The sequence below is a fragment of the Mesorhizobium sp. WSM4830 genome, from assembly GCF_055811495.1.
In genome coordinates, this window is record NZ_JBVVQI010000012.1 from 121581 (window position 1) to 144318 (window position 22738).

The window sequence follows — 22738 nt, forward strand, 5'->3', positions numbered from 1 at the left end:
GTTCGCGCTGCCCCTCATCTGCCTGCCGGCATCTTCTCCCCGCGAACGGGGAGAAGGAACCTGAAGTGATCGCCTCGCCAAATATTCAATGCGGAGCCCTTTCGACCAATGACCCAATGGTCCGGCTATTTCGGCCTGATATTGCAAGGAGCGCTTGTCACCATCGAATTGACGTTGATGGGGTCGGTGCTTGCCTTGGTCATGGCCTTTCTTGCCGGACTGGGGCGGCTGTCGCGGTTTTTCGTGCTACGCGCGCTGGCCACCGCCTATATCGAGTTCTTCCGCGGCACCTCGATCTTCGTGCAGCTGTTCTGGGCCTATTTCGTGCTGCCTTTTGCCGGCATTTCGCTGACGCCGCTGCAGGCCGGCGTGCTGGCGCTGGGCCTGAATGTCGGGGCCTATGCGGCGGAAGTGGTGCGCGGCGCCATCAAGTCGATCGGCCGCGAACAATATGAGGCCTGCACCGCGCTCAATCTCGGCCGCTGGCAAGCCATGCGCCATATCATCCTGCCGCAGGCGCTTCTGGTGATGCTGCCTACCTTCGGCAACAACGCCATCGAGCTGCTCAAGGCCACCGCCGTCGTTTCGCTGATCTCGCTCGCCGACCTGACCTTCCAGGCGCAGGTGGTGCGCTCGCAGACCGGCAATACACTGGTGCCGTTCAGCACCATCCTCGTCATCTATTTCGTGCTGGCGCTGCTCATCTCATGGGGCGTGCGGTCGCTGGAACGCCGGATGGCGCGCGGCCTCGACGGGGTGCGCGTCTGATGGAGCGGGCCTGATAATGGAATGGGATTGGGATTTTGTCCGGCAGATCCTGCCGACGCTGATCGAGGGGGTGAAGATCACCATCCTGGCGACGCTGCTCGGCTCGGTGCTGGCGGCCATCGTTGGGCTGGGCATCGCGTTGGCGCGCCGGTCACCGAACAGGGCTCTGTCACGCACTGTCGGGTTCCTTGCCGAGTTCATCCGTGGCACGCCGCTGTTGGTGCAGCTCTATTTCATCTTCTACGTGCTGCCGGATTTCGGCGTCCTGTTGCCGCCGCTGGTGGCGGGCGTCATCGGTCTCGGGCTGCATTACGGCACTTACACGGCCGAGGTCTACCGCGCCGGCATCGATAATGTTCCGCGCGGTCAGTGGGAAGCGGCCAAGGCCTGCAACCTGAACGCCACCCAGACCTGGACGCACATCATCATTCCGCAGGCAATTCCGCCGATGATCCCGGCGCTTGCCAATTATTTCATCGCCATGTTCAAAGAGACGCCGCTGCTGTCGGCGATCACCGTGCTGGAACTGATGAACCAGGCCAAGAGCGTCGCCAATACCTATTATCGGTATATCGAACCGATCACCTTGGTCGGCGCCTTCTTCCTCGCCATCAGCCTGTTCTCGGTGGTGCTGCTGCGCTGGCTGGAACACCGTTATGGGCGGATCGAACGATGAGCGCTGCACTCGATATTCGCCTCCACTCGGCCCGGCCGGCGCTCGATGCGCGTCCGCTGGAAAAGCGGGTCGGCCTGATCGTCCTCGCAACCGACCATACGAGCGAACCGGATTTTCACCGCATGGTGGCAAGCGATCATATCGGCGTCTATGTCGCGCGTATTCCCTACGCTAACCCGACGACGCCGGACAATTTGCGCAAGATGCAGCCGTCACTGACGGCGGCTGCGGCCCTGATCCTGCCCGACGAGCCGCTCGATGCGATCTGCTATTCCTGCACCTCGGCTTCTGTCGTGATCGGCGATGCCGAAATCGAGGCGGCGGTGCAGGCCGCCAAGCCCGGCGTGCCGGTGGTCACGCCGCCGATGGCCGCGGTGCGCGGCCTGAAGGCGCTGGGCGCCAGGACGATCAGCATCCTCACTCCCTATACGGTCGAGACCAGCCGGCCGATGGCGGCCTATTTCACCGAGCATGGATTCGAAATCGTCAGCTTCACTTGCCTCGGCTTCAAGGACGACCGCGAGATGGCGCGGATTGCACCGAAATCCTTGGTCGATCTGGCCCGCGAGATGACGGCCCCGCAGGCCGACGCGCTGTTCGTGTCCTGCACGGCGCTGCGGTCGGCGGCGGCAGTTGTCGGTACGGAAGAGGCTATCGGCCGCCCCGTCGTCACCAGCAACCAGGCGACGGCCTGGAATTGCCTGCGGCTCTGCGGAGATGAGATGTCGCGCCCTGAATTCGGCCGTCTGATGACGCTGCCGTTGAACTGATTGCAGAGCCATGACCACGTCCAGGATAGGCCTCTCCGATATCTGCGCCGCGCGCGAGCGCATCGCGGGCAAGGTCGAGCGTACGCCGACCGTCACTTCCCGGAGTCTTTCCCAGCACTTGGGCGAGCCTGTTTATCTCAAGCTCGAACATCGGCAGACCACCGGCGCCTTCAAGCTGCGTGGTGCCTCGAACGCTATCGCCTCGCTGACAGAAGAGGAGAGGACGCGTGGCGTCGTCGCTGCCTCGACAGGCAATCACGGCCGGGCGCTGGCCTATGCCGCTCAACTGCAAGGTATCCACGCGACGATCTGCATGTCGCGGCTGGTGCCGCAGAACAAGCTCGACGAAATCCGCCGGCTCGGCGCCGAGATCCGCATCGTCGGCAATAGCCAGGACGATGCGCAGCAGGAGGTCGAGCGGCTGGTCGCCGAAGACGGGCTGATCATGCTGCCGCCTTTCGACCATCCCGCCATTGTCGCCGGGCAAGGCACGCTCGGGCTGGAGATTATCGAACAGGTTCCTGATGCCGCCCTTGTGCTGGTGCCGCTTTCCGGCGGCGGGCTGGCGGCTGGCGTTGCCGCTGCCGTCAAGGGCGTCAGCCCGGCGACGAAGGTGGTGGGTGTTTCGATGGCGCGTGGTGCGGCGATGAAGGCAAGCCTCGATGCCGGGCACCCGGTGCTGGTCGAGGAACTGCCGACGCTGGCCGACTCGCTTGGCGGCGGCATCGGCCTCGACAACCGGCTGACCTTTTCCATGTGCCGCGACCTGCTCGACGATGTGATCCTGCTCGGCGAGGACGAGATCGCCACCGGCATCCGCCTTGCCTATGAGCAGGAGCGCGAGATCGTCGAAGGCGCCGGCGCGGTTGGCATCGCGGCCGTGCTTGCCGGCAAGGTCAAGGCGAATGGCCCGACGGTGCTCGTTCTGTCCGGCCGCAACATCGATATGACACTGCACCGCAAGATCATCTGCGGCGAAGCAATTGCGGAGAGCGCAGCATGAGCCGTATGACGATCCTCACCGAAGCCGAATTGCGCAACATCGTGAAGCTCGATCTTGATGCCGTCGCCTGCGTCGAGAACGCGTTCCGGGCGCTCGCTACCTTGCCGGTGGCGATGCCGCCGATCCTGCGGCTGGACATTCCAGAGCATCGCGGCGAGGTCGACGTCAAGACCGCCTATGTGCCGGGCATCGATGGTTTTGCGATCAAGATCAGCCCCGGCTTTTTCGATAATCCCAAGCTCGGCCTGCCCAGCGTCAATGGCATGATGGTGTTGCTGTCGGCGAAAACCGGGCTGGTCGAGGCGCTGCTGCTCGACAATGGCTATCTCACCGACATCCGCACGGCCGCCGCCGGCGCGGTCGCCGCCAAACATCTGTCGCGGGCGGACTCTTCCATTGCCGCGATCTTCGGCGCCGGTGTTCAGGCCGGACTGCAGCTCGAGGCGCTGATGCTGGTGCGGCCGATCACCGAGGCTCGCATCTGGGCAAGGGATGCCGCCAAGGCCGAAGCCGCGGCGGACGCATTGTCCGAAAGACTGGGCATCGCCGTTCACGCCGAACCGGACGCGGCAAAGGCTGCGGCCGATGCCGACATCATCGTCACCACGACGCCGTCGACCGAGCCACTGATCAAGGCCGGCTTCGTCTCCGCCGGCCAGCACATCACCGCGATGGGCTCGGATGCCGAGCACAAGAACGAGATCGCGCCGGCGATCCTGCGCATGGCCGATCTCTACGTCGCCGATAGCGCCAAGCAGACGCGGCGGCTGGGCGAACTGCACCATGCTATCGCGGCGGGCGTGATGGCGGCCGATGCCGAGATCACCGAGCTTGGCCACATCATCGCCGGCGAAAGGCATGGCCGGCGTTCGGACAGCGACATCACCGTCACCGATCTGACCGGCACCGGTGTGCAGGACACGGCAATCGCCACGCTCGCCCGCGACCGTGCGCGTGCGGCCAAGACCGGTACGATTTTCGAAAGCTGATGCTGGCCGCAAGGCCCAACAAACGAGGACCAAGAACAATGCAGCCCAGTTTGAAATTCTCGCGCGGCGAATATGCGGAGCGCCTCGCCAAGACGCGGAAGTCGATGGAGGCCAAGGGCGTCGATCTGTTGATCGTCAGCGATCCGTCCAACATGGCCTGGCTGACCGGCTATGACGGCTGGTCGTTCTATGTGCACCAGGCCGTCATCGTGCCGCCGTCGGGCGAGCCGGTGTGGTACGGCCGCGGCCAGGACGCCAACGGCGCAAAGCGCACCGCCTATCTGGCGCACGACAACATCGTCGGCTATGCCGACAACTACGTGCAGTCGACCGAGCGCCATCCGATGGATTTTCTGTCCAGCGTGCTCTCCGATCGCGGCTGGGGGAAGCTCAGCATCGGTGTCGAGATGGACAATTACTGGTTCTCGGCCGCTGCGTTCGCATCGCTGCAGAAGCATTTGCCCAATGCCCGCTTCGTCGATGCCACTGCACTGGTCAACTGGCAGCGCGCGGTGAAGAGCCCGACCGAAATCGATTACATGCGCAAAGCCGCCCGCATCGTCGAAGCGATGCACCAGCGCATCGTCGACAAGATCGAGGTCGGCATGCGCAAATGCGACCTGGTCGCCGAGATCTACGATGCCGGCACGCGCGGCGTCGACGGAATCGGCGGCGACTATCCGGCGATCGTGCCGCTGCTGCCGTCGGGCGCCGACGCATCGGCGCCGCATCTGACCTGGGACGACCGGCCGATGAAATCGGGCGAGGGCACCTTCTTCGAGATTGCCGGCTGCTACAACCGCTATCACTGCCCGCTTTCCCGGACCGTGTTCCTCGGCAGACCGACGCAGGAGTTCCTCGACGCCGAAAAGGCGACGCTGGAAGGCATGGAGGCGGGACTTGTCGCGGCCAAGCCCGGCAACACGTGCGAGGACATCGCCAATGCCTTCTTCGCGGTGCTGAAGAGGTACGGCATCGTCAAGGACAACCGCACCGGCTATCCGATCGGGCTTAGCTATCCGCCGGATTGGGGCGAACGCACCATGAGCCTGCGTCCCGGCGACCGCACCGAGCTGAAGCCCGGCATGACCTTCCATTTCATGACCGGCCTGTGGCTGGAGACGATGGGGCTGGAAATCACCGAATCCATCCTGATCACCGAGACTGGCGTCGAGTGCCTGGCCAATGTGCCGCGCAAGCTGGTGGTGAAGAGTTGAGCCCGATGTCCAGCCTTCGTCCATCACCGATCACGCCGACCGTCGATTTCGAGCGCGACGGCGTGCAGCACGGTTTCCTGCGGCTGCCTTACAGCCGCGACGATTCTGCCTGGGGATCGGTGATGATCCCGATCTGCGTCATCCGCAACGGCAACGGGCCGAGCGCGTTGCTGACCGGCGGCAATCATGGCGACGAGTATGAGGGGCCGCTGGCGCTCTACGATCTCGCCCGAACGCTCGACCCGAAGCAAGTAAGCGGCACGATCATCATCGTGCCGGCGATGAACTATCCGGCGTTCCGCGCCGGCACGCGCACCTCGCCGATCGATAGGGGCAATCTCAACCGCAGCTTTCCCGGCCGGCCCGACGGCACGGTGACCGAGAAGATCGCCGACTATTTCCAGCGCGAACTTCTGCCCCGTACAGACATCGCGCTCGATTTCCACTCCGGCGGCAAGACGCTCGACTTCGTGCCGTTCTGCGCCGCCCACATCCGGCCCGACAAGGTGTTGGAGGAGAAAGGATTCGCTGCGGTCGAAGCGTTCTCCGCACCATGGTCGATGAAGATGCTGGAGATCGACGCGGTCGGCATGTTCGACACCGCCGCCGAAGAGATGGGCAAGCTGTTCATCACCACCGAGCTCGGCGGCGGCGGGACTTCGCGCGCGGAAACGGTGCGGATCGCGCGTCGCGGCGTGCTCAACGTGCTGCGCCATGCCGGCATCGTCGCCGGCGCGGTCGAGATGCAGCCGACCCGCTGGCTCGATATGCCGTCGGGCGATTGCTTCTCGTTCGCCGAGGACGACGGGATGATCGAAACCATGATCGATCTCGGCGAGCCGGTGGCAGAAAACCAGGTACTGGCACGCATCCATTCCGTCGGCCGCACCGGCGGCGCTCCGCAGGAGATACGGGCCAAAATGTCCGGTCTGTTGGCGGCGCGGCATTTTCCGGGGCTGGTCAAGGCCGGCGACTGCGCCGCCGTGGTCGCCGTGTTGGTCGATTGACGTCAGGAAGCCGATGTCGGGAACGGCTCGGCCTTGCCTTTGGGGCGATCGCCGATGGCAAAGACGGCGCTCGCCTCGCTGACGATCGAGACATGATCCTTGGCGGCTGTTCCGGCCGCCGCACTGTCGCCGCGCATGATTGCGGTGACGATGGCGTCATGCTCCTGCCAGGACTGGGCCAGCCGCCCGGGCAGCATGAATTGCGCGCGCCGGAACGGCGCCAGGCGGCCGCGGGTCATGACGGTCAACTCATAAATGTGCTTGCTGTGGGCGCCGCGATAGAGCCGGGTGTGGAACTCGGTGTTGAAAAGCTCATACTCTTCTTCGGCCCCGAGCTGCACCAAGCGCGCCGATGCCTGATGCTCGGCCTCCAGCGTGCGGCGCTCGCCGGCCGTCATGCGCTCGGCCGAGAAGCGCGCGCAGATCGCTTCAAGCTCGGCCATGCTTTCGAACATCGAGGCGAGGTGCTCCTGCGTCACCACGGCGACGGTGGCGCCACGGTTCGGTCGCCTTTCGACCAGCCCCATGGCGCTGAGCCGGCTGAGCGCTTCCCTGATCGGCGTGCGTGAGACGTCGAAGCGGGCGGCGAGCGAGGCCTCGTCGAGCTTTTCGCCGGGACGCAGGAAGCCGGTGACGATCCGGTCGCTGATCGCCCTCACCATCTGATCGACGGTCGTGCCCGACCTGATCAAATTGCGCTTTCCCGACACGTCTCCTCCGTCCAGTCTTTTCGCGAGAGCCGTAAGCCACTCACCGGCTTCGATTCCTCCGCAGCTCTGTATGCCTATGTTTTAGCCTTCATGTCAAATTGGCGATTTTGAAGGCAAAAAGTGTATGCAATTGCTCCGGCTTTGTGCAGTCCACATCGGCATGCTCATTGATATTGCTGAATAAATCCAATTTCTGAAACTGGCATGCTGATTGCATACACTTCTTTCATTGAGGTGTTAACCGGCCCCAAAGGCCCCACAGAGGGAGCATTCAATGTCCGAGAAATTCATGCTTAGCCGCCGCGACCTGCTCAAGACTTCCGCCGCCGGAGCTGCGCTCGGCCTTGCGTCGGCATCGTTTCCGATCAGCAGGGCCTTCGCCGCGACGGCCACCGTCGGCTTCATCTATGTCGGGCCAAAGGACGATTACGGCTACAACCAGGCGCACGCCGAAGGCGCCGCCACGCTGAAGGCGATCGAAGGCATTTCCGTCGTCGAAGAGGAGAACGTGCCGGAGACGGTCGACGTCCAAAAGACGATGGAATCGATGATCAATCTCGACGGTGCGTCGCTGATCTTCCCGACCTCGTTCGGCTATTTCGATCCGCACATGCTGGCCATGTGCGCGAAATTTCCCGACGTGCAGTTCCGCCATTGCGGCGGCATGTGGAACAAGGACAAGCATCCGATGAATGCCGGTTCCTATTTCGGCTATATCGGCATGGGCCAGTATCTGAACGGCGTCGTCGCCGGCCACGCCAGCAAGACCAAGAAGCTCGGCTTCGTCGCGGCAAAGCCGATCCCGCAGGTGTTGCTCAACATCAATTCCTTCCTGCTCGGCGCACGCTCGGTCGACCCGACCATCACCTGCCAGGTGATCTTCACCGGCGAGTGGTCGCTGGCGGTCAAGGAGGCGGAGGCCACCAATGCGCTGGTCGACCAGGGTGCCGACGTCATCACTTGCCATGTCGACAGCCCCAAGGTGGTGGTCGAGACGGCGGCCGGACGTGGCGCCTTCGTCTGCGGCTATCATGCCAACCAGAGCCCGCTGGCGCCGGAAAAATACCTGACCGGCGCGGAATGGAACTGGGCCAAGGTCTACAAGATGTTCGTCGACGATCTGGTGGCCGGCACACCGCTGCCCAATTTCACGCGCGGCGGCCTGGCCGACGGCTTCGTCAAGATGAGCCCGCTCGGCCCCGCTGTTGGCGCCGCCGCCCGCAAGCAGTTCGACGGCACGCTGGCCGAAATGATGAAAGGCGGCTTTTCCGTCATCAAGGGTCCGCTGAAGAGCAACAAGGGCGTCGTCGTCGCGACCGAGGGCCAGGCCTTCGTCGAGACCGCGCTCGAACTCGAAAGCATGGACTACCTCGTCGAGGGCGTCGTCGGTTCGACCGCCTGAACCGGATCGGAGACGGGGCCATGGCAGACACGGTCAGCACTGCGGGCGCACCGGCGCTGTTTGGCGCCAGGAATTATCCGGCGGCGCTCGAATGGGCGGCGCGGCGCGCGGAAGCCTTCGTCATACCGCTCGCGGCGCTGATCGTCGGCATGGCGCTGTTCAGCGTGTTCATCGCGCTGGTCGGCAAATCGCCGTTGCAACTCTACGAGACGATGTGGCGCGGCGGCTTCGGCTCGTGGTTCTCGATCCAGAACTCGCTGTCGCGGGCAGCACCGCTTTTACTGGCAGCGCTCTGCGTGGCGCTGCCGGCACGGCTCGGACTCGTCGTCATTGGCGGCGAGGGCGCGATCGTGCTGGGCGGCGTTGCCGCCGCCGCCATCGGCGTCGCGGCGAATGGCGCGCCGGCTTTTGTGGTCATCCTGCTGATGGGCGCGGCGGGCGTGGTCGCCGGCGGCATCTGGATCGGTGCCGTCGGCGCACTCCGCCACTACCGCGCCGTCAACGAAACCATCTCCAGCCTGCTGATGGCCTATATCGCCATCGCGCTGATGAACCATCTGGTCGAAGGGCCGCTGCGCGATCCGGCCTCGCTCAACAAACCCTCGACCGAGCCGCTGGTGGACGCCTACCGCATCGGCAACATTCCAGGCATGGACGTGCACTGGGGCCTGGTCGTCGGCATTCTCGCCTGCGTCCTGTCCTGGCTGCTGATCGAAAAGACGCGCTGGGGCTTTGCCGCCCGCATCGCCGGCGGCAATGTCAGGGCGGCCCAGGTGCAAGGGCTTGCCGTCGGGCCGCTGATCGTCGGCTTCACCGGGTTGGCCGGCGGCTTCGCCGGGCTGGCCGGCATGCTGGAGGTCGGCGCCGTACAAGGCAGCGCCAACGCCTCGCTCGCCGCCGGCTATGGCTATACCGGCATCCTCGTCGCCTTCCTCGCCCGCCACAATCCGCTCGCCATCATTCCGGTCGCTTTCCTGCTCGGCGGCATCGGCGCTTCCGGCGGGCTGATCCAACGCCGCATGGACCTACCCGACGCCACCGTGCTGGTGCTGCAAGGCATGCTGTTCGTGGTCATCCTGTTCAGCGAAACCTTTTACGGCCGCTTCAAGGTCTTCAATCCCGATCTGTGGAAGAGGGGTTCCTGATGGACGCGACCGAGATCGGCCTGTGGGGCGTGCCGCTCGCCATTCTCGGCGGCGCCATCCGCGTCTCGACGCCCTTCATCTTCGTCTCGCTCGGCGAAGCCATCACCGAGCGCTCCGGCCGCATCAATCTCGGCCTCGAAGGCACACTGGTCTTCGGTGCCATGACCGCCTACGCCGTCGCAGTGATGACCGGCTCGCCATGGCTCGGCCTGCTGGCCGCCGCAGGTGCCGGTCTTTGCTTCGGCCTGTTCCACGGCTGGATCTGCAAATTCCGCGGGGTGAACGACATCGCCATCGGTATCGCACTGATGCTGTTCGGCTCGGGTCTCGCCTTCTTCTTCGGCAAGCCGTTCATCCAGCCCTCGGCGCCAGACCTGCCGGCTATCGCCTTCGGTGGCTGGTCGGATATCCCGCAGGTGCAGGCGGCGCTCAACGTCAACGTGCTGTTCCTGATTGGTGCGGCACTTGCCGTGTTTCTATGGTGGGCCTTCCGCAACACGCGCGCCGGCCTGATCGTGCGGGTGGTCGGCGACAGCTCCGATGCGGCGCGCGCCATGGGCCTCAATCCCAACACCGTGCGCCTGCTTGCGACAGGCGTGGGCGGCGCGCTCGCCGGCATCGGCGGCGCCTATCTGTCGCTCTACTACCCCGGCAGCTGGACCGAACGCATTTCGTCGGGACAGGGGCTGATGGCGGTGGCGCTGGTCATCTTCGCGCGCTGGAATCCGCTTGGCTGCTTTGCGGCGGCACTGTTGTTCGGCGGCGCCGGCGCGTTAGGCCCGGCACTGCAATCGGTCGGGGTGACGCAGGGCTACTATCTCTTTTACGCCGCGCCTTACATCCTCACGCTCATCATCATGATCGCCACCTCGTCGCCGAGCCGCTCGCTTGCCGGCGCGCCGGGCGAATTGTCGATCACCAAATGACTGGAGTTTTTCCGATGAACGCCAGAGCCGAGATCACCCAGCGCTACATCGACGCCGACCCTTATCCATGGCCCTATAATGGCGAGCTTCGGCCGGACAATACGGCGCTGATCATCATCGACATGCAGACCGATTTCTGCGGGCCGGGCGGCTATGTCGATCATATGGGCTACGATCTTTCGCTGGTGCGGGCGCCGATCGAGCCGATCAAGTCGGTGCTCGCAGCCATGCGGGCCAAGGGCTACACCATCATCCACACGCGCGAGGGCCACCGGCCCGATCTCGCCGACCTGCCGGCCAACAAGCGCTGGCGCTCGCGCCGCATCAATGCCGGCATCGGCGACCCCGGACCTTGCGGTCGCATCCTGGTGCGCGGCGAAGCCGGCTGGGACATCATCCCCGACCTCTATCCGGCGGCGGGCGAACCGATCATCGACAAGCCGGGCAAGGGCTCGTTCTGCGCCACCGACCTGGAGCTGATCCTGCATCAGCGCGGCATCGAAAACATCGTGCTGACCGGTATCACCACCGATGTCTGTGTCCACACGACGATGCGCGAGGCCAACGATCGCGGCTTCGAATGCGTGATGCTGGAGGATTGCTGCGGCGCGACCGACTACGGCAACCATCTCGCTGCGATCAAGATGATCAAGATGCAGGGCGGCGTGTTCGGCGCGGTGTCGAATTCGGCATCCTTCGTAGCGCAGCTGCCGTGAGGACACGATCTTGAGTGGAAGCATCGGCAAGAAAGCCGTCGGCGTCGAGACCATCGGCATGACCATGCGCTTCGGCGCCTTCACCGCGCTGGACGACGTCTCGATCAGGGTGCCGGCGGGATCGTTTCATGCGCTGCTCGGCGAAAACGGCGCCGGCAAATCGACGCTTGTCAAATGCATGATGGGTTTTTACCACCCGACCGCCGGCGACATGCTGGTCGAAGGCCGCGAGGTCGCAATCGCCAGTCCCAAGGACGCCTCGGCATTAGGGCTCGGCATGGTCTACCAGCATTTCACGCTCGTCCCGTCGCTGACCGGTGCGGAGAACCTGGTCATTTCGCGCGAGAAGGTGCCCGGCATCATCGACTGGCGCAAGGAGCGCGCCGCGCTTGCGCAATTCATGCAGCGCATGCCGTTCAAGCTGCCGCTCGACGTCAAGGTTGCCGAGCTTGCCGCGGGTGAGAAGCAGAAGCTCGAAATCATCAAGCAGCTCTATCTCGGCCGCAGTTTCCTGGTGCTCGACGAGCCGACTTCGGTGCTCACTCCCGGCGAGGCGCAGGAAGTGCTTGGCCTGGTGCGCGACATGACCAGGACCGGCGACCTTACCGTGCTGATGATCTCGCATAAATTCCACGAGGTGACGGCCTTTGCTGACGACATCACTGTGCTGCGGAAGGGCAGGCTGACCGGAACCGGCAAAGTCTCGGAGCTTTCGCACAAGCAGATGGCGGCGATGATGATCGGTGACCAGCCGATCGCCGCGCTCGACAGCCGCGCTCCGGTGCCGGCCGGCGCCAGGCAGGTGCTGACGGTAAAGTCGCTGAAGGCGCCCGACCGCACCGGCTTGAAAACCATCGACATCGGCGAGCTCGATGTAAAGTCCGGCGAGATCGTCGGCATTGCCGGCATCTCCGGCAACGGCCAGAAGGAGTTTCTCGAAGTGCTAGCCGGACAGCGGGCGCGCAATGGCGGCGACGTTCTGGTGAAAGGCTCGCCCTATGGCGCCAGCCGCAGCGAGGCGCGCACGCTCAATGTCCGCTTCATTCCGGAGGAGCCGTTGCGCAATGCCTGCGCGCCGAAGATGACGGTGGCGGAAAACATGGCCTTCCGCACCTTCGACCTCAACGAGGCCGGCAAGCCGGTCAACTGGATCAGGATGAGTGCGATCAGGGACTACGCGGCCCGCCTAGTCGAACAGTTCAAGGTCAAGACGGCATCCCTCGCTTCGCCGATTTCGTCGCTCTCGGGCGGCAATGTGCAGCGCGCGGTGCTGGCGCGGGAACTGACCGGCGAGGTCGATTTGCTCATCGTGTCGAACCCCTGCTTCGGACTCGACTTCTCCGCCGTCGCCGAAATCCGCGCCCGCATCATGAAGGCGCGCAATGCCGGCGCCGCAGTGCTCCTAATGTCGGAGGACCTTGATGAGCTGCTCGAGCTCTCGGACCGCATCTTCGTCATGTCGGACGGCGCGCTGGTCTACGAGACGCCGATCGCGCAGGCGAGCGTGCAGACGATCGGCGAGCACATGGCGGGACATCACTGATGGCGGAGATCGAGGCGCTGCCGTTTCCGCTTGCCTTCAGGCCTGAGGCGGTGGCGCTGATCGTCATCGACATGCAACGCGACTTTGCCGAACCCGGCGGCTTCGGCGCCAGCCTCGGCAACGACGTCAGCCGCATCACGGCGATCGTGCCGACGGTGAAGAGGCTGATCGAGGGCTTTCGCGCGGCCGGGCTGCCGGTCATCCATACGATGGAGTGCCACAAGGCAGATCTTTCGGATCTGCCGCCAGCCAAGCGCAATCGCGGCAACCCGTCGATCCGGATCGGCGATGTCGGGCCGATGGGTCGCGTGCTGATCGTCGGTGAGCCGGGAACGGCGATCCTCGATGAACTTGCCCCACTGCCTGGCGAGATCGTCATCGAAAAGCCGGGCAAGGGCGCGTTCTATGCCACCAGCTTCGGCGACGAGCTGAAGCGGCTCGGCGCACAGCAACTCGTCTTTGCCGGGGTGACGACGGAGGTCTGCGTGCAGACGACGATGCGCGAGGCCAACGACCGCGGCTATGAATGCCTGCTGGCGGAGGATGCCACCGAGAGTTATTTTGCCGAGTTCAAGGCGGCCGCCCTGGCCATGATCAGGGCGCAGGGCGCCATCGTCGGCTGGACGGCGACAACCGACCAAGTGCTCGAGGGGATTGCCAATGCCTAACCTTGCCTTTGCCGGCCTCCTCAATGGTGGCTGGCGCGATCTGGCGTTCGGGCATTTCCGCGATGGCATTACGGCGCACTGGCTGCTCAAGGGCGGACCGACGGAACCGTCGGTCGCGATCCTGAACTACCGGCCCGGCGCCAGCGTGCCGCGCCATCGCCATGCGGGGCTGGAAACGATCATCGTGCTGGAAGGCACACAGAGCGACGAGAATGGCGATCATGCCGCGGGCAGCGTGATCCTGAACCCGGTCGGAACCGAGCATTCGGTATGGACAAAAGACGGCTGCGTGGTGCTCATTCAGTGGAACCTGCCGGTAGTCATTCTGGGCGAGGCCGAATGAGCGAGATCCATTTCGATATTGCGAGCCTGCACGCTGCCTATCGGGCCGGCGTCAGCATCGGCGAGATAATCGATACGGTCCATGCGCGGCTCGCAGCGGCCGATGACCCCGGCATCTTCATCCATCTGGCGAGCAGGGCGGAGATGCTGGCCGAGGCGGAAAAGCTCGGCCTCTTCGATCCCGTGGCAAAGCCGCTGTGGGGCGTACCGTTCGCGGTCAAGGACAACATCGATGTTGCGGGCATGCCGACGACGGCCGGCTGCGCCGAATTTGCTTATCTGCCGGCGAAAGATGCCACAGTCGTCGCGCGGCTCAAGGCCGCCGGCGCGCTGGTCGTCGGCAAGACCAATCTCGACCAGTTCGCCACCGGCCTGGTCGGCGTGCGCACGCCCTATCCAATCCCGAGGAATGCGATCGACCCGAAGCTGGTGCCGGGCGGCTCCTCATGCGGCTCGGCCGTGGCGACGGCGCGTGGCATCGTCTCGTTCGCGCTCGGCACCGACACGGCCGGTTCGGGCCGCATACCTGCAGGCCTCAACAACATCGTCGGGCTGAAGCCGAGCGTCGGCGCGCTGTCGGCCACCGGCGTCGTGCCGGCCTGCCGCACGCTCGACTGCGTCTCGGTCTTCGCGCTCACCGTCGACGACGCCTACCACGTGTTCGAGGCGGCGGCGGCAAAGGACGACGCCGATCCCTATTCGCGTGACCTCGGCGTCCAACCGCTTACCGCGTGCCCGCCGGTGCTGACGGTTGGCGTGCCGGCCAGGGCCGACTGGACCTTCTTCGGCGACGAGGCGATGCAGGCGGGCTTCGAGGCCGCCCTTGCCTCGATGGAGACGCTGGGCTGCAGGCTGGTCGAAATCCCGTTCGGTGATTTCTACGCCACCGCCAACCTGCTCTACGAAGGCGCCTGGGTGGCCGAGCGTTATGCCGCGATCAAGGACTTCATGGACGCCAACGAGGCCGCCATGCATCCGGTGACGCGGCAGATCATCGGCGGCGCGCGAAAGCTTTCCGCAGCGGACGCCTTCAACGGGCTCTATGCCTTGCAGGCCTACAAGGCCAGGCTTGCGCCGGTCATCACCTCGGTCGATCTCTTCTGTGTGCCGACCGCGCCGACCCACTACACGGTCGAGGCGGTTCTCGCCGATCCGATCGTCACGAACAGCCGGCTCGGCACCTACACCAACTTCGTCAACCTGCTCGACATGTGCGGCATAGCCGTGCCGGCCGGAATTCGTAGCGACGGTTTTCCGACGAGCGTCACCTTGCTTGCCGCGGCGGGCAAGGACCATTTGACGGCGTCGCTTGCGCGCGATGTCCATGCGGCAAGCGGCCTTGCGCTGGGCGCTACAGGCTGGCCGCTGCCGCAGCGTGGCGACCCTTGCGTAGACGTGGACGAAGGCACGATCGAACTGGCCGTCGTCGGCGCGCATCTGTCGGGCATGGCGCTGAACGGCCAGCTGCAGCAACTCGGCGCGATTTTCGCCCGGGCTGCCAGTACGGCGCCGCTCTACCGGCTTTACGCGCTCGCCGGCCAGTCGGTGCCGCGACCGGGGCTCGAGCGCAGCTGCAACGGCAAGGGGACAGCGATCGAGGTCGAAGTCTGGCGGCTGTCGCCGCAAGCCTTCGGCCGTTTCGTCGCCGCGATCCCGCCGCCGCTCGGCATCGGCACGCTTCTGCTCGATGACGGAACTTCGCCGAAAGGCTTCCTCGTCGAAAGTGCCGGCCTCACCGATGCAGAGGAGATTTCGCATTTCGGCGGCTGGCGCAATTTCATGGCGGGTCAGCTGCAGCGGAGCTGACGACAAAGAATGCCCGTCGCATGCGCGGCGAACCCGGAAGCGCTCGGACGGCGGCGGACCAGCTTCGTGTTTGCCGGCCTCGGCCCCTCGCAGATCCGGCGGTTATTCCAAAAGAATCTGCGGACAAGCCCGCACCAGTGGCTGATGCGTGAGAGGCTGATGCAGATGCAATCGCTGCTGGTGCGGAGCAACCGTAAGCTGGCCGAGGTCGCCGAGGCCTGCGGTTTCTGCGACGTCTGTCATTTCGGGCGCGAGTTCAAGCGCTCAGTGGGATATCGCCGGCCGCATGGCGCCGCATCGAGTTAAGCGCCGGGCCGGGACATTAGGTCGACGGCCTAGGTCGTATGATGATAGCTGGACTGACTGCTTGCGACCACTCGTCGACCGTCATCCGCCGGAGGCCCCCTTTGGTTCTGTATATACCGTTGTCCTTAGACACGCCGATCAGAAGCAGCGTCAGCGACCTCATCAGCCTTCGCTCTGACGGCGACGCGATTTTGGCGACGTTCATCGTGCCACACGATAAAACCAAGGCGCTTCGTGTCCACTTTCATGCCAGCTATGTTATGAGAATGTGCGACGAGCACGTCTTGAACCTCGAGGATCTGCCAATAACCCGACAAGGGCTGATTGGGGAGCATTTTCTCTATCAGGTCGAAGGTGCTGACTTTCTACTCCATCAACCCGCGATTAAAGACAGCTATCGGGGAGCGAAACACTTTCGCTGCGTGACTGGATCGACCTGTCTGGACGTCGTCGCAGATGACCCGCCGACTGTGATGTTGGTCTCGCGTGACAGCGCGAACTGATCGCGTCCGTTCAGCTTCGCTCTTAAAGCCGCATTGAGAACGTCCGGTCCCACCACTTTGCCGACATTGGACTTTTATTGTCACGCTCTGGAACGATGCGCGTCCTGTCGCTGTCCCGAACAGTGTTACGAAAAGCAGCAAGCCGCGCGTTGTGCCGCCATCGCCATCGATCGTGTCAACGGCTGAGAACAGGCGGTCACGCTCGATCAGCCAAGGCTTGTAGTCCAGCGCCGCACCCGACCAAGCAGCCATCCGGTCCTGCAGCAATATATCTCGCGGATCGGTGGGCTTTCACATGGTCCTTTGCCGGAACTTGGAATGGCAGCTCGAGCAATCCTGCAAGATAAGATGCAGGAGGTGCTCTGCCGGCAATTTAGCGGGATCGGCTTCCGCCGCCGGCCGCTTGCCAAGCAGGCTGCCACCGCCCATTGCCAGGCCGGAACCCATTCTCATATCGTCGGTGATGCGAGGCGGCGCCCGCTCGGCGTCGGAGGCCAGGGCGCTGGCCAGCGTCCCGATATGACGAGCCAGTGCTTCGAACTCCGCGCGGGCGGAGTCGATATCCGGCTTGGCGCCTGAAGGCGCACCCAACGTCGCGCTGGGGAATTCGGCAATCAAGGCAGGGCCGGTGCGGGCGCGGATGGTCTCGGCCGCCGCCTTGAAAGCCACGGCGTCATAGGCCTGCTTGCCGTCGAACATCCCGGCGATCGCCTTTGCCGCCGCGGCCATTTCCTTCATCGAGGCCTGGCGAGCCTCGATGACCCCATCACGGCCCGAATGGGCGGCAGCGAGCACGACTGAGACGCAGGCAAGCGACAGCACCGTTACAGCGGCTGCGAGCCTCACTGGGCCACGCCTTGTCCTGCCAGCTCGTCAATGATCGGGCAATCCGGCCGCTCGTCGCCGTGGCAGTGACTGACCAGATGGTGGAGCAAGCCGCGCAATCCGACCAGTTCTGCGATCTTCCTGTCGATCTCCACCAGCTTGGCTTTCGCGATCGCCTTCACGTCGGCGCTGTCACGTTCCCTGTCCTGGTACAGCGACAGCAGCTGGCGGCATTCGTCGACCGAAAACCCCAGGCTTCGCGAGCGCTGCAGGAAGCGCAGCCGGTGAATATCGGCGGTCGAGTAATCGCGATAGCCGTTGTCGGTTCGGGCCGGGTGCAAGAGCCCGATATCCTCGTAGTAACGGATCGTCTTGGCCGGCAAGCCGGATTTTTCGGATGCGACGCCGATGTTCATGACGGAAATCTCCTTTGTCGGAGGAAATAGGCCTTCCAGTGGATGGAAGGTCAACATGATGTGGCGATTTTGGATGCCCGACGCAACCGCCCGCCCGCTCCAACCGTTTGCCTGCCAACAGCGCACACTGAACCTTCGGGAAGAAATCAGTTCTCGGAAACGTTTACCGAACAGTGCTCAAAACCCGGCGTTCGACACCGGGTACCGATGAGCAACCCCTCCGGCGGTGGCCCGACGCTACACCGTGCAGACGCCGAGGAGACAGAATATGCCCGTCAAGGCCTATATCAACCGGATCGCGACAGCGGTGCCGGAGCACGAGGTTCATCAATTCTACCTGCGTTTCGCGGCCTCCATGCTCGCGGCCGATCGCCGGAGGATATTCGAACGCATGGCCGATCTTGCCGGCATCGAGCACCGCTATTCCTGCTTTGCGCCGGCGTCCGATCCCGAAGGACCATCCGCCGACCTGGCCGGGACCTTTATCCGCGGCGCGTTTCCCGGAACGGCGATGAGAATGGCGATGTTCGACGATGCCGCACCCGTCCTGGCGCAAAAGGGCATCGACGGATTGCAGCTTGGCGACGACGCTTCCCGCATCACCCATCTCATCGTCACCACCTGCACCGGTTTTTCGGCGCCGGGCATCGATCTCGAGCTGGTTGCGCGTTGCGGGCTGCCGGACGGGGTCGAACGCACGATGATCGGCTTCATGGGTTGTTATGCGGCGATCAACGGCCTCAAGCTGGCCCGCCACATCGTCCGCTCCGAGCCGCAGGACAAGGTCCTGCTGGTCAATATCGAGCTCTGCACGATGCATCTGCGCGAAACCACCGAGCTGGAAAAACTGCTGTCGTTCTGCCTCTGGGGCGATGGCTGCGCGGCTGCGCTCATCACTGCCGAGCCGGCCGGCATCGAGCTCGATAGCTTTTACTGCTTGGTGGCGAGGGAACGGCGGGACCTGATGCGTTGGAACATTCGCGACCACGGCTTCGAAATGGTTCTTTCCGGCCAGGTGCCGGCAGCGATTCATGAAGCGTTGCGGAGCAACCAGGCCGCCATCCTCGGCGGTCGATCGGCGGAAGACATCGACCTTTGGGCCGTGCACCCGGGGGGACGTTCGGTGCTCGACGCCGTCGAAAGGGCCCTGAAACTCGAACCCACCGCGCTGGAACCATCGCGTGAGGTCTTGCGCCGGTATGGGAACATGTCGTCTGCGACAGTCATGTTCGTGATGAAAGAGATGTTGAAGGCGCCACCCGGCCTGCTCGGCTGCGGCATGTCGTTCGGGCCCGGGCTGACGGCCGAAACCATGCTCTTTCGAACCGTGTCATGAGCAGCCTGGAGCATCGGCAGCTTGCGCCGGAAATCCTCGACGGACTTGCGGCCGACGATCCGCGAGCGCTGACCGCGCGCCGCGACCTTCGTCGCATCAACATGCTGATGTTTCAGGTGCCGATCATGACGTCGTTGCTCAAGAGGTTTGTGCCAAATCCGCCACGCCGCATCCTGGAGATCGGCGCCGGCGATGGCTCCTTCATGCTGGCAGTGGCGCGGCACATGGCCAGGCATTGGCCTGGGGTCGAACTGGCAATGCTCGACCGCGTCGACCTCGTCACCGCGCAATTGCGCGATGATTTTGACAGGCTGGGATGGAAGGCTGAAGGGATCACCGCCGATGTCTTCGACTGGACAGGAAAGTTCGAGGGCGCACGGTTCGACGCCGTCACCGTCAATCTGTTCCTGCATCATCTCAACGATGCGCAGCTCGTGCGCCTGTTTTCGCTTATCAGGCCGAAAGCCCCGTTGCTGCTGGCGACAGAGCCGTTGCGGGCGAAACTGCCGCTGGCCACGACCCGTCTTCTGCCGGCAATCGGCGCCAATGACGTCACACGAAACGACGCGGCGCAAAGCGTGCGTGCCGGCTTTCGCGGCAGCGAGCTTTCCGGCCTCTGGCTTGCGGCCAACGGCAAACCGGTCGAGGAACGGCGCGCCGGCCTGTTTTCCCACATCTTCGTCGGCGCCAGCGCCAGTGACGAGCCATGACGCGATTGTCGACCCATGACGCCATCGTCATCGGCGCCGGCCCGGCGGGCACATCCGCCGCGCTCACGCTGGCCCGGCACGGATGGGTCGTGGCCATTGTGGAAAAGACCGCATTTCCGCGCCGCAAGGTCTGCGGCGAATATATCTCGGCAAGCAATCTTGCGCTGCTGGACCGGCTGGAGATCGGCGATGCCTGGTACGCCAATGCCGGCCCCGAAATCCGCCGCGTCGGCCTGTTTTCCGGCGAGACCTGCGTCGAGGCGGCAATGCCTTTTGCAGGAAGCGAGCCGCGTGCAAAAGACGGCTTCGGCCGGGCGCTCGGCCGCGACATTCTCGATTCCCTGCTTTTGCAGGCGGCACGCTCGGCGGGTGTCGAAATCTTCCAGCCCTGCCGCGCCGTCGCCATCCACCGGGATGGTCAGATGCAACGGGTGCGAATTCAAGCCGGGGAGGAAACGACCATGTTGCGTGCACCGGTGATTGTCGCCGCACACGGCTCCTGGGAACCGGGACCGTTGCCCAGCCAGCTCGCAAAGGCCAATCGCCCGTCGGACCTGCTCGGCTTCAAGGCGCATTTCACCGGGTCGTCGCTCGCACCGGATTTGATGCCTCTGCTGGCTTTTCCCGGCGGCTATGGTGGCATGGTCTCGGCGGATCACGGCCAGTTGTCGGTCTCGTGCTGCATTCGCCGCGATATGCTCGCGCGGTTACGCAAACAACGTGGACATGTGTCGGCCGCCGATGCGGTCTCCCGCCATGTCGTGGACTCATGCCGGGGCGTGAGAGACGCCCTGGAACCGGCGCGCCTCGACGGTCCGTGGCTTGCCGCGGGTCCGATCCGGCCGGGAATTCGCTCGTGCTACGAAGGGGACATCTTCCGCGTCGGCAACGCAGCCGGAGAGTCTCACCCAGTCATCGCCGAGGGTATCTCGATGGCGCTTCAGTCCGGCTGGCTGCTGGCTTGCGAACTCGCATCCGCGCCAAGTGGCCGGGCAGGGCGCGAGGCTGCCGCCAGACGCTATGAGGCGGCCTGGAAAAGACTGTTTTCGACGCGGGTCTATGCCGCCGCGGCCCTTGCCGGAGTTGCCCTTCGTCCCGGCAGCGCCACCTTGATGGCGGCGATCGTCCGGAATTTTCCGCAGACCCTGACGTTGGGCGCGCAACTGAGCGGCAAGACCAAGCCGGTTCCAGGCTTTGCCTGACGAGTGACGCGGCCTCGTGCTGCCCTGTCGCCTTACATGCCACGGCGGCAATCGGCGGCAACATGGGCCCTTTCTGCTGGGAATTTGCTATCGTATGGTCGTAGGCGCCCTACGGCTTCAGGTTCGCAGGTATTTGACCAGCGCTGCAATCGCGAGCAAGAGCGCGACGAACACCAGGACCCAGACGAGCGCCATGCCGCCCATCATCCATGTACCCATTGGACCATTCATCATTGCAATCACCTTTACGGTCAGTGAAGGCCCGCCTTCGTCGGTAAGCATCGGCGACTGCGAAGGCAATTAGCTCGCCGGGGAATTCGGTCAAGACGACGAGGAAACCCGATCGGCCGCCCTGCCGCCGTGTCCTGCCAACCGGAGTGTCCACCACGTCCTGGTCGTCTTACAAACCCCCGCCGCAGCCGTCCGAGAGATCCCAGACGTCGACGACCTGCTTGCCGGTGAAACCGTGCTCGCGGATCAGGAACTTCGCCAATCCGCCATACACTTTCCAGCGCCAGCATGGGCAGCAGCATGGGCCTTTCTCGTTGGAATTGGCCATCGCATAGTCATAGGCCTGCTGCTCGTCGCCGGAGAGTTTCACATCGTAGTAGGGCAGCATCTTCTGTGCGATGCCGGCCGGAATGTCGTACGGATCGCTGGGGATCATCGCGATCTCCCGGTACTTGGCCAGGCCGCTCACTTGCTCGGCATAGCGCTTCGTCTCCATAGGGCTGCAGCACGAGCCCGTGATCCGCGACATCGCCGGCATGGTGGCGATGGACTCCGTGAACTTGGCCGAACACGTGCTGTTGCCGTTCTGGCTGAGATATTTGAAACGGCGCACCAGATCGGAATCCTCCGCGGCGATCGCCAAATCCGGCCTCTTGAGCAAGCCGACGACCGCAGCGACGCCAAAGGCGCTGCCCAGAACAACCGTCCGCCGGGTTGGGTAGCATATCCGGCTCATTTGCTGTTCCTCGCCTGCTCGATCAGTTTCTTCATCGTTGCCAGGTCGGTCGCGCCGGGGAAAATCTGCTCGCCAACGACGAAGCTTGGCGTTCCGCTGATCTTCAGCGCCTGGGCCAGTTGCGTATTCCGGTCGATCGACGCCTGGATATCGGGCCGCTGCATGTCGGTCTTCATTTTAGCCACGTCGAGCCCGACGTCGGCAGCGACCTTCAGCACGACCGCTTCGGTCACCCGCGTCTTCACCGCATACAAGGCCTTGTGGAATGCCATGTACTTGCCCTGGCGCACTGCGGCGAGAGCCGCCTTGGAAGCAAATACGGAATCCGTGCTGAGGATCGGGAATTCCTTGTAGACGATCTTGAGCTGCGGATCGTCGGCCATGGCTTGCGCCATGATCGGCGCAACTTGCCGGCAATAGGGGCAGTTATAGTCAAAGAACTCGACCACGGTGACGTCGCCTTCGGCGTTGCCGCCGACCGGGCTCGCCGGGTCCCGGAAAATCTCGTCGGCCCTGGCCGCCAGGGCGGCTTTCGCCTCTTTTGCCGCGGCCTCGCGCTGGCGGGCATCGAGGCTCTGCAGCGCCTCCATGACGACCTCGGGATGCGCCAGGATGTAATCGTGGACGCGCTGGTCGAACTGGTCCTGGGACATCTCGCCCGCGGCGATCGCCTGACCGTGAAGACCGAGCGCCAGCCAGACCGTCGCACCGGCCAGGACGAATGCACGGGCCATTTTGCCGACGGCTGCGCGCAATGGATTGGACTTGTGGATCACAGGGTTCTC

At 64.1% G+C, this 22738-nt stretch carries 26 protein-coding genes and 1 pseudogene; 20 read left to right on the forward strand and 7 right to left on the reverse strand.

The genetic code is table 11. From position 1 onward, the window contains the following. Positions 1-108: 108 nt before the first annotated feature. The 7 genes from ehuC to doeB are packed head-to-tail and all read left to right on the forward strand — an operon-like array spanning position 109 to position 6430. Positions 109-768 (forward strand): ectoine/hydroxyectoine ABC transporter permease subunit EhuC, encoded by a 660-nt coding sequence (gene ehuC / locus AC0L2Y_RS17165; RefSeq protein ID WP_254819481.1) that lies wholly within the window; start codon positions 109-111, stop codon positions 766-768. A 16-nt stretch (positions 769-784) separates the two neighbouring features. Next, positions 785-1444, forward strand: a complete 660-nt coding sequence (gene ehuD / locus AC0L2Y_RS17170; protein WP_352467665.1) for an ectoine/hydroxyectoine ABC transporter permease subunit EhuD — start codon at positions 785-787, stop codon at positions 1442-1444. Further along, positions 1441-2214: an ectoine utilization protein EutA gene (gene eutA, locus AC0L2Y_RS17175; protein WP_473558022.1), complete on the forward strand. Its 774-nt coding sequence runs from the start codon at positions 1441-1443 to the stop codon at positions 2212-2214. The genes ehuD and eutA overlap by 4 nt, the downstream gene beginning before the upstream one ends. A gap of 10 nt (positions 2215-2224) precedes the next feature. Further along, positions 2225-3217, forward strand: a complete 993-nt coding sequence (gene eutB, locus AC0L2Y_RS17180) for a hydroxyectoine utilization dehydratase EutB (protein ID WP_473558024.1) — start codon at positions 2225-2227, stop codon at positions 3215-3217. Then, the gene (locus AC0L2Y_RS17185; protein ID WP_473558027.1) at positions 3214-4206 is read left to right on the forward strand and encodes a cyclodeaminase; all 993 of its coding nucleotides are present in this window, start codon (positions 3214-3216) and stop codon (positions 4204-4206) included. The genes eutB and AC0L2Y_RS17185 overlap by 4 nt, the downstream gene beginning before the upstream one ends. A gap of 38 nt (positions 4207-4244) precedes the next feature. Next, positions 4245-5423 carry an ectoine hydrolase DoeA gene (doeA, locus tag AC0L2Y_RS17190; protein ID WP_473558029.1) on the forward strand — a complete coding sequence of 393 codons (1179 nt, stop codon included), beginning with the start codon at positions 4245-4247 and terminating at the stop codon, positions 5421-5423. Between the two features lie 5 nt (positions 5424-5428). Beyond that, a complete protein-coding gene (gene doeB, locus AC0L2Y_RS17195) occupies positions 5429-6430 on the forward strand; it encodes a N(2)-acetyl-L-2,4-diaminobutanoate deacetylase DoeB (RefSeq protein ID WP_473558030.1) in 1002 nt (333 codons plus the stop codon). Positions 6431-6432: 2 nt separating this feature from the next. On the opposite strand, the gene AC0L2Y_RS17200 is transcribed toward doeB, so the two are convergent. Then, positions 6433-7092, reverse strand: coding sequence for a GntR family transcriptional regulator (locus AC0L2Y_RS17200; protein WP_352467684.1), 660 nt, complete (start codon positions 7090-7092; stop codon positions 6433-6435). 322 nt (positions 7093-7414) lie between these two features. On the opposite strand from AC0L2Y_RS17200, the gene AC0L2Y_RS17205 reads away from it, so the two are divergent. The 10 genes from AC0L2Y_RS17205 (at position 7415) to AC0L2Y_RS17250 (ending at position 16497) form a co-directional block, all read left to right on the forward strand. Beyond that, a complete protein-coding gene (locus AC0L2Y_RS17205) occupies positions 7415-8542 on the forward strand; it encodes a BMP family ABC transporter substrate-binding protein (protein WP_473558033.1) in 1128 nt (375 codons plus the stop codon). Positions 8543-8562: 20 nt separating this feature from the next. Further along, positions 8563-9687, forward strand: a complete 1125-nt coding sequence (locus tag AC0L2Y_RS17210) for an ABC transporter permease (RefSeq protein WP_473558036.1) — start codon at positions 8563-8565, stop codon at positions 9685-9687. Continuing rightward, the gene (locus AC0L2Y_RS17215; RefSeq protein ID WP_352489886.1) at positions 9687-10613 is read left to right on the forward strand and encodes an ABC transporter permease; all 927 of its coding nucleotides are present in this window, start codon (positions 9687-9689) and stop codon (positions 10611-10613) included. The genes AC0L2Y_RS17210 and AC0L2Y_RS17215 overlap by 1 nt, the downstream gene beginning before the upstream one ends. A 14-nt stretch (positions 10614-10627) precedes the next feature. Beyond that, on the forward strand, positions 10628-11329 hold the full coding sequence (gene biuH, locus AC0L2Y_RS17220; RefSeq protein WP_292658819.1) for a biuret amidohydrolase: 702 nt from the start codon (positions 10628-10630) through the stop codon (positions 11327-11329). 10 nt (positions 11330-11339) lie between these two features. Further along, the gene (locus tag AC0L2Y_RS17225; protein ID WP_473558038.1) at positions 11340-12872 is read left to right on the forward strand and encodes an ABC transporter ATP-binding protein; all 1533 of its coding nucleotides are present in this window, start codon (positions 11340-11342) and stop codon (positions 12870-12872) included. Further along, complete coding sequence (locus AC0L2Y_RS17230; RefSeq protein WP_473558040.1) at positions 12872-13540, forward strand: cysteine hydrolase family protein; 669 nt, start codon at positions 12872-12874, stop codon at positions 13538-13540. The genes AC0L2Y_RS17225 and AC0L2Y_RS17230 overlap by 1 nt, the downstream gene beginning before the upstream one ends. After that, entirely contained in the window at positions 13533-13883 is a 351-nt protein-coding gene (locus AC0L2Y_RS17235) for a cupin domain-containing protein (RefSeq protein ID WP_473558043.1), read from the forward strand. The genes AC0L2Y_RS17230 and AC0L2Y_RS17235 overlap by 8 nt, the downstream gene beginning before the upstream one ends. Next, complete coding sequence (atzF, locus tag AC0L2Y_RS17240) at positions 13880-15688, forward strand: allophanate hydrolase (protein WP_473558044.1); 1809 nt, start codon at positions 13880-13882, stop codon at positions 15686-15688. The genes AC0L2Y_RS17235 and atzF overlap by 4 nt, the downstream gene beginning before the upstream one ends. A gap of 9 nt (positions 15689-15697) precedes the next feature. Further along, positions 15698-15994, forward strand: coding sequence for a helix-turn-helix domain-containing protein (locus tag AC0L2Y_RS17245; RefSeq protein ID WP_473558047.1), 297 nt, complete (start codon positions 15698-15700; stop codon positions 15992-15994). A 101-nt stretch (positions 15995-16095) separates the two neighbouring features. Then, the gene (locus tag AC0L2Y_RS17250) at positions 16096-16497 is read left to right on the forward strand and encodes a hypothetical protein (protein ID WP_473558166.1); all 402 of its coding nucleotides are present in this window, start codon (positions 16096-16098) and stop codon (positions 16495-16497) included. 132 nt (positions 16498-16629) lie between these two features. Here the strand turns inward: AC0L2Y_RS17250 and AC0L2Y_RS17255 are convergent. From AC0L2Y_RS17255 to cueR, 3 genes and pseudogenes are all read right to left on the reverse strand, one after another. Next, positions 16630-16722: pseudogene (locus AC0L2Y_RS17255) on the reverse strand (phytochelatin synthase family protein); the annotation flags it as partial. Positions 16723-16788: 66 nt separating this feature from the next. Next, on the reverse strand, positions 16789-17343 hold the full coding sequence (locus AC0L2Y_RS17260; RefSeq protein ID WP_473558049.1) for a cytochrome c: 555 nt from the start codon (positions 17341-17343) through the stop codon (positions 16789-16791). Beyond that, positions 17340-17738, reverse strand: coding sequence for a Cu(I)-responsive transcriptional regulator (gene cueR / locus AC0L2Y_RS17265; RefSeq protein WP_254819466.1), 399 nt, complete (start codon positions 17736-17738; stop codon positions 17340-17342). The genes AC0L2Y_RS17260 and cueR overlap by 4 nt, the downstream gene beginning before the upstream one ends. Before the next feature lie 268 nt (positions 17739-18006). On the opposite strand from cueR, the gene AC0L2Y_RS17270 reads away from it, so the two are divergent. Genes AC0L2Y_RS17270 through AC0L2Y_RS17280 form a run of 3 tightly spaced genes read left to right on the forward strand, consistent with a single transcriptional unit; the run spans position 18007 to position 20986 of the window. Next, positions 18007-19074 carry a type III polyketide synthase gene (locus AC0L2Y_RS17270; protein ID WP_473558052.1) on the forward strand — a complete coding sequence of 356 codons (1068 nt, stop codon included), beginning with the start codon at positions 18007-18009 and terminating at the stop codon, positions 19072-19074. Then, positions 19071-19784, forward strand: a complete 714-nt coding sequence (locus AC0L2Y_RS17275) for a class I SAM-dependent methyltransferase (protein WP_473558054.1) — start codon at positions 19071-19073, stop codon at positions 19782-19784. Before AC0L2Y_RS17270 ends, AC0L2Y_RS17275 begins: the two co-directional genes overlap by 4 nt. After that, the gene (locus tag AC0L2Y_RS17280; RefSeq protein WP_473558057.1) at positions 19781-20986 is read left to right on the forward strand and encodes an NAD(P)/FAD-dependent oxidoreductase; all 1206 of its coding nucleotides are present in this window, start codon (positions 19781-19783) and stop codon (positions 20984-20986) included. The genes AC0L2Y_RS17275 and AC0L2Y_RS17280 overlap by 4 nt, the downstream gene beginning before the upstream one ends. A 117-nt stretch (positions 20987-21103) precedes the next feature. Here AC0L2Y_RS17280 and AC0L2Y_RS17285 read toward each other — a convergent pair whose 3' ends face one another. The 3 genes from AC0L2Y_RS17285 to AC0L2Y_RS17295 form a co-directional block, all read right to left on the reverse strand. Next, positions 21104-21268 (reverse strand): hypothetical protein, encoded by a 165-nt coding sequence (locus AC0L2Y_RS17285; RefSeq protein WP_023720633.1) that lies wholly within the window; start codon positions 21266-21268, stop codon positions 21104-21106. A gap of 118 nt (positions 21269-21386) precedes the next feature. Continuing rightward, positions 21387-21953, reverse strand: coding sequence for a hypothetical protein (locus AC0L2Y_RS17290; protein WP_352489899.1), 567 nt, complete (start codon positions 21951-21953; stop codon positions 21387-21389). Further along, the gene (locus tag AC0L2Y_RS17295) at positions 21950-22729 is read right to left on the reverse strand and encodes a DsbA family protein (RefSeq protein WP_473558060.1); all 780 of its coding nucleotides are present in this window, start codon (positions 22727-22729) and stop codon (positions 21950-21952) included. Before AC0L2Y_RS17295 ends, AC0L2Y_RS17290 begins: the two co-directional genes overlap by 4 nt. Positions 22730-22738 lie beyond the last annotated feature (9 nt).

Excerpts from the sequence above, each read along its gene's own strand:
- ehuC (WP_254819481.1), top strand. The coding sequence starts at position 109 with ATGACCCAATGGTCCGGCTATTTCGGCCTGATATTGCAAGGAGCGCTT.
- ehuD (WP_352467665.1), top strand. The coding sequence starts at position 785 with ATGGAATGGGATTGGGATTTTGTCCGGCAGATCCTGCCGACGCTGATC.
- eutA (WP_473558022.1), top strand. The coding sequence starts at position 1,441 with ATGAGCGCTGCACTCGATATTCGCCTCCACTCGGCCCGGCCGGCGCTC.
- eutB (WP_473558024.1), top strand. The coding sequence starts at position 2,225 with ATGACCACGTCCAGGATAGGCCTCTCCGATATCTGCGCCGCGCGCGAG.
- AC0L2Y_RS17185 (WP_473558027.1), top strand. The coding sequence starts at position 3,214 with ATGAGCCGTATGACGATCCTCACCGAAGCCGAATTGCGCAACATCGTG.
- doeA (WP_473558029.1), top strand. The coding sequence starts at position 4,245 with ATGCAGCCCAGTTTGAAATTCTCGCGCGGCGAATATGCGGAGCGCCTC.
- doeB (WP_473558030.1), top strand. The coding sequence starts at position 5,429 with ATGTCCAGCCTTCGTCCATCACCGATCACGCCGACCGTCGATTTCGAG.
- AC0L2Y_RS17200 (WP_352467684.1), bottom strand. The coding sequence starts at position 7,092 with ATGGTGAGGGCGATCAGCGACCGGATCGTCACCGGCTTCCTGCGTCCC.
- AC0L2Y_RS17205 (WP_473558033.1), top strand. The coding sequence starts at position 7,415 with ATGTCCGAGAAATTCATGCTTAGCCGCCGCGACCTGCTCAAGACTTCC.
- AC0L2Y_RS17210 (WP_473558036.1), top strand. The coding sequence starts at position 8,563 with ATGGCAGACACGGTCAGCACTGCGGGCGCACCGGCGCTGTTTGGCGCC.
- AC0L2Y_RS17215 (WP_352489886.1), top strand. The coding sequence starts at position 9,687 with ATGGACGCGACCGAGATCGGCCTGTGGGGCGTGCCGCTCGCCATTCTC.
- biuH (WP_292658819.1), top strand. The coding sequence starts at position 10,628 with ATGAACGCCAGAGCCGAGATCACCCAGCGCTACATCGACGCCGACCCT.
- AC0L2Y_RS17230 (WP_473558040.1), top strand. The coding sequence starts at position 12,872 with ATGGCGGAGATCGAGGCGCTGCCGTTTCCGCTTGCCTTCAGGCCTGAG.
- AC0L2Y_RS17235 (WP_473558043.1), top strand. The coding sequence starts at position 13,533 with ATGCCTAACCTTGCCTTTGCCGGCCTCCTCAATGGTGGCTGGCGCGAT.
- atzF (WP_473558044.1), top strand. The coding sequence starts at position 13,880 with ATGAGCGAGATCCATTTCGATATTGCGAGCCTGCACGCTGCCTATCGG.
- AC0L2Y_RS17245 (WP_473558047.1), top strand. The coding sequence starts at position 15,698 with ATGCCCGTCGCATGCGCGGCGAACCCGGAAGCGCTCGGACGGCGGCGG.
- cueR (WP_254819466.1), bottom strand. The coding sequence starts at position 17,738 with ATGAACATCGGCGTCGCATCCGAAAAATCCGGCTTGCCGGCCAAGACG.
- AC0L2Y_RS17270 (WP_473558052.1), top strand. The coding sequence starts at position 18,007 with ATGCCCGTCAAGGCCTATATCAACCGGATCGCGACAGCGGTGCCGGAG.
- AC0L2Y_RS17275 (WP_473558054.1), top strand. The coding sequence starts at position 19,071 with ATGAGCAGCCTGGAGCATCGGCAGCTTGCGCCGGAAATCCTCGACGGA.
- AC0L2Y_RS17280 (WP_473558057.1), top strand. The coding sequence starts at position 19,781 with ATGACGCGATTGTCGACCCATGACGCCATCGTCATCGGCGCCGGCCCG.
- AC0L2Y_RS17285 (WP_023720633.1), bottom strand. The coding sequence starts at position 21,268 with ATGCTTACCGACGAAGGCGGGCCTTCACTGACCGTAAAGGTGATTGCA.
- AC0L2Y_RS17290 (WP_352489899.1), bottom strand. The coding sequence starts at position 21,953 with ATGAGCCGGATATGCTACCCAACCCGGCGGACGGTTGTTCTGGGCAGC.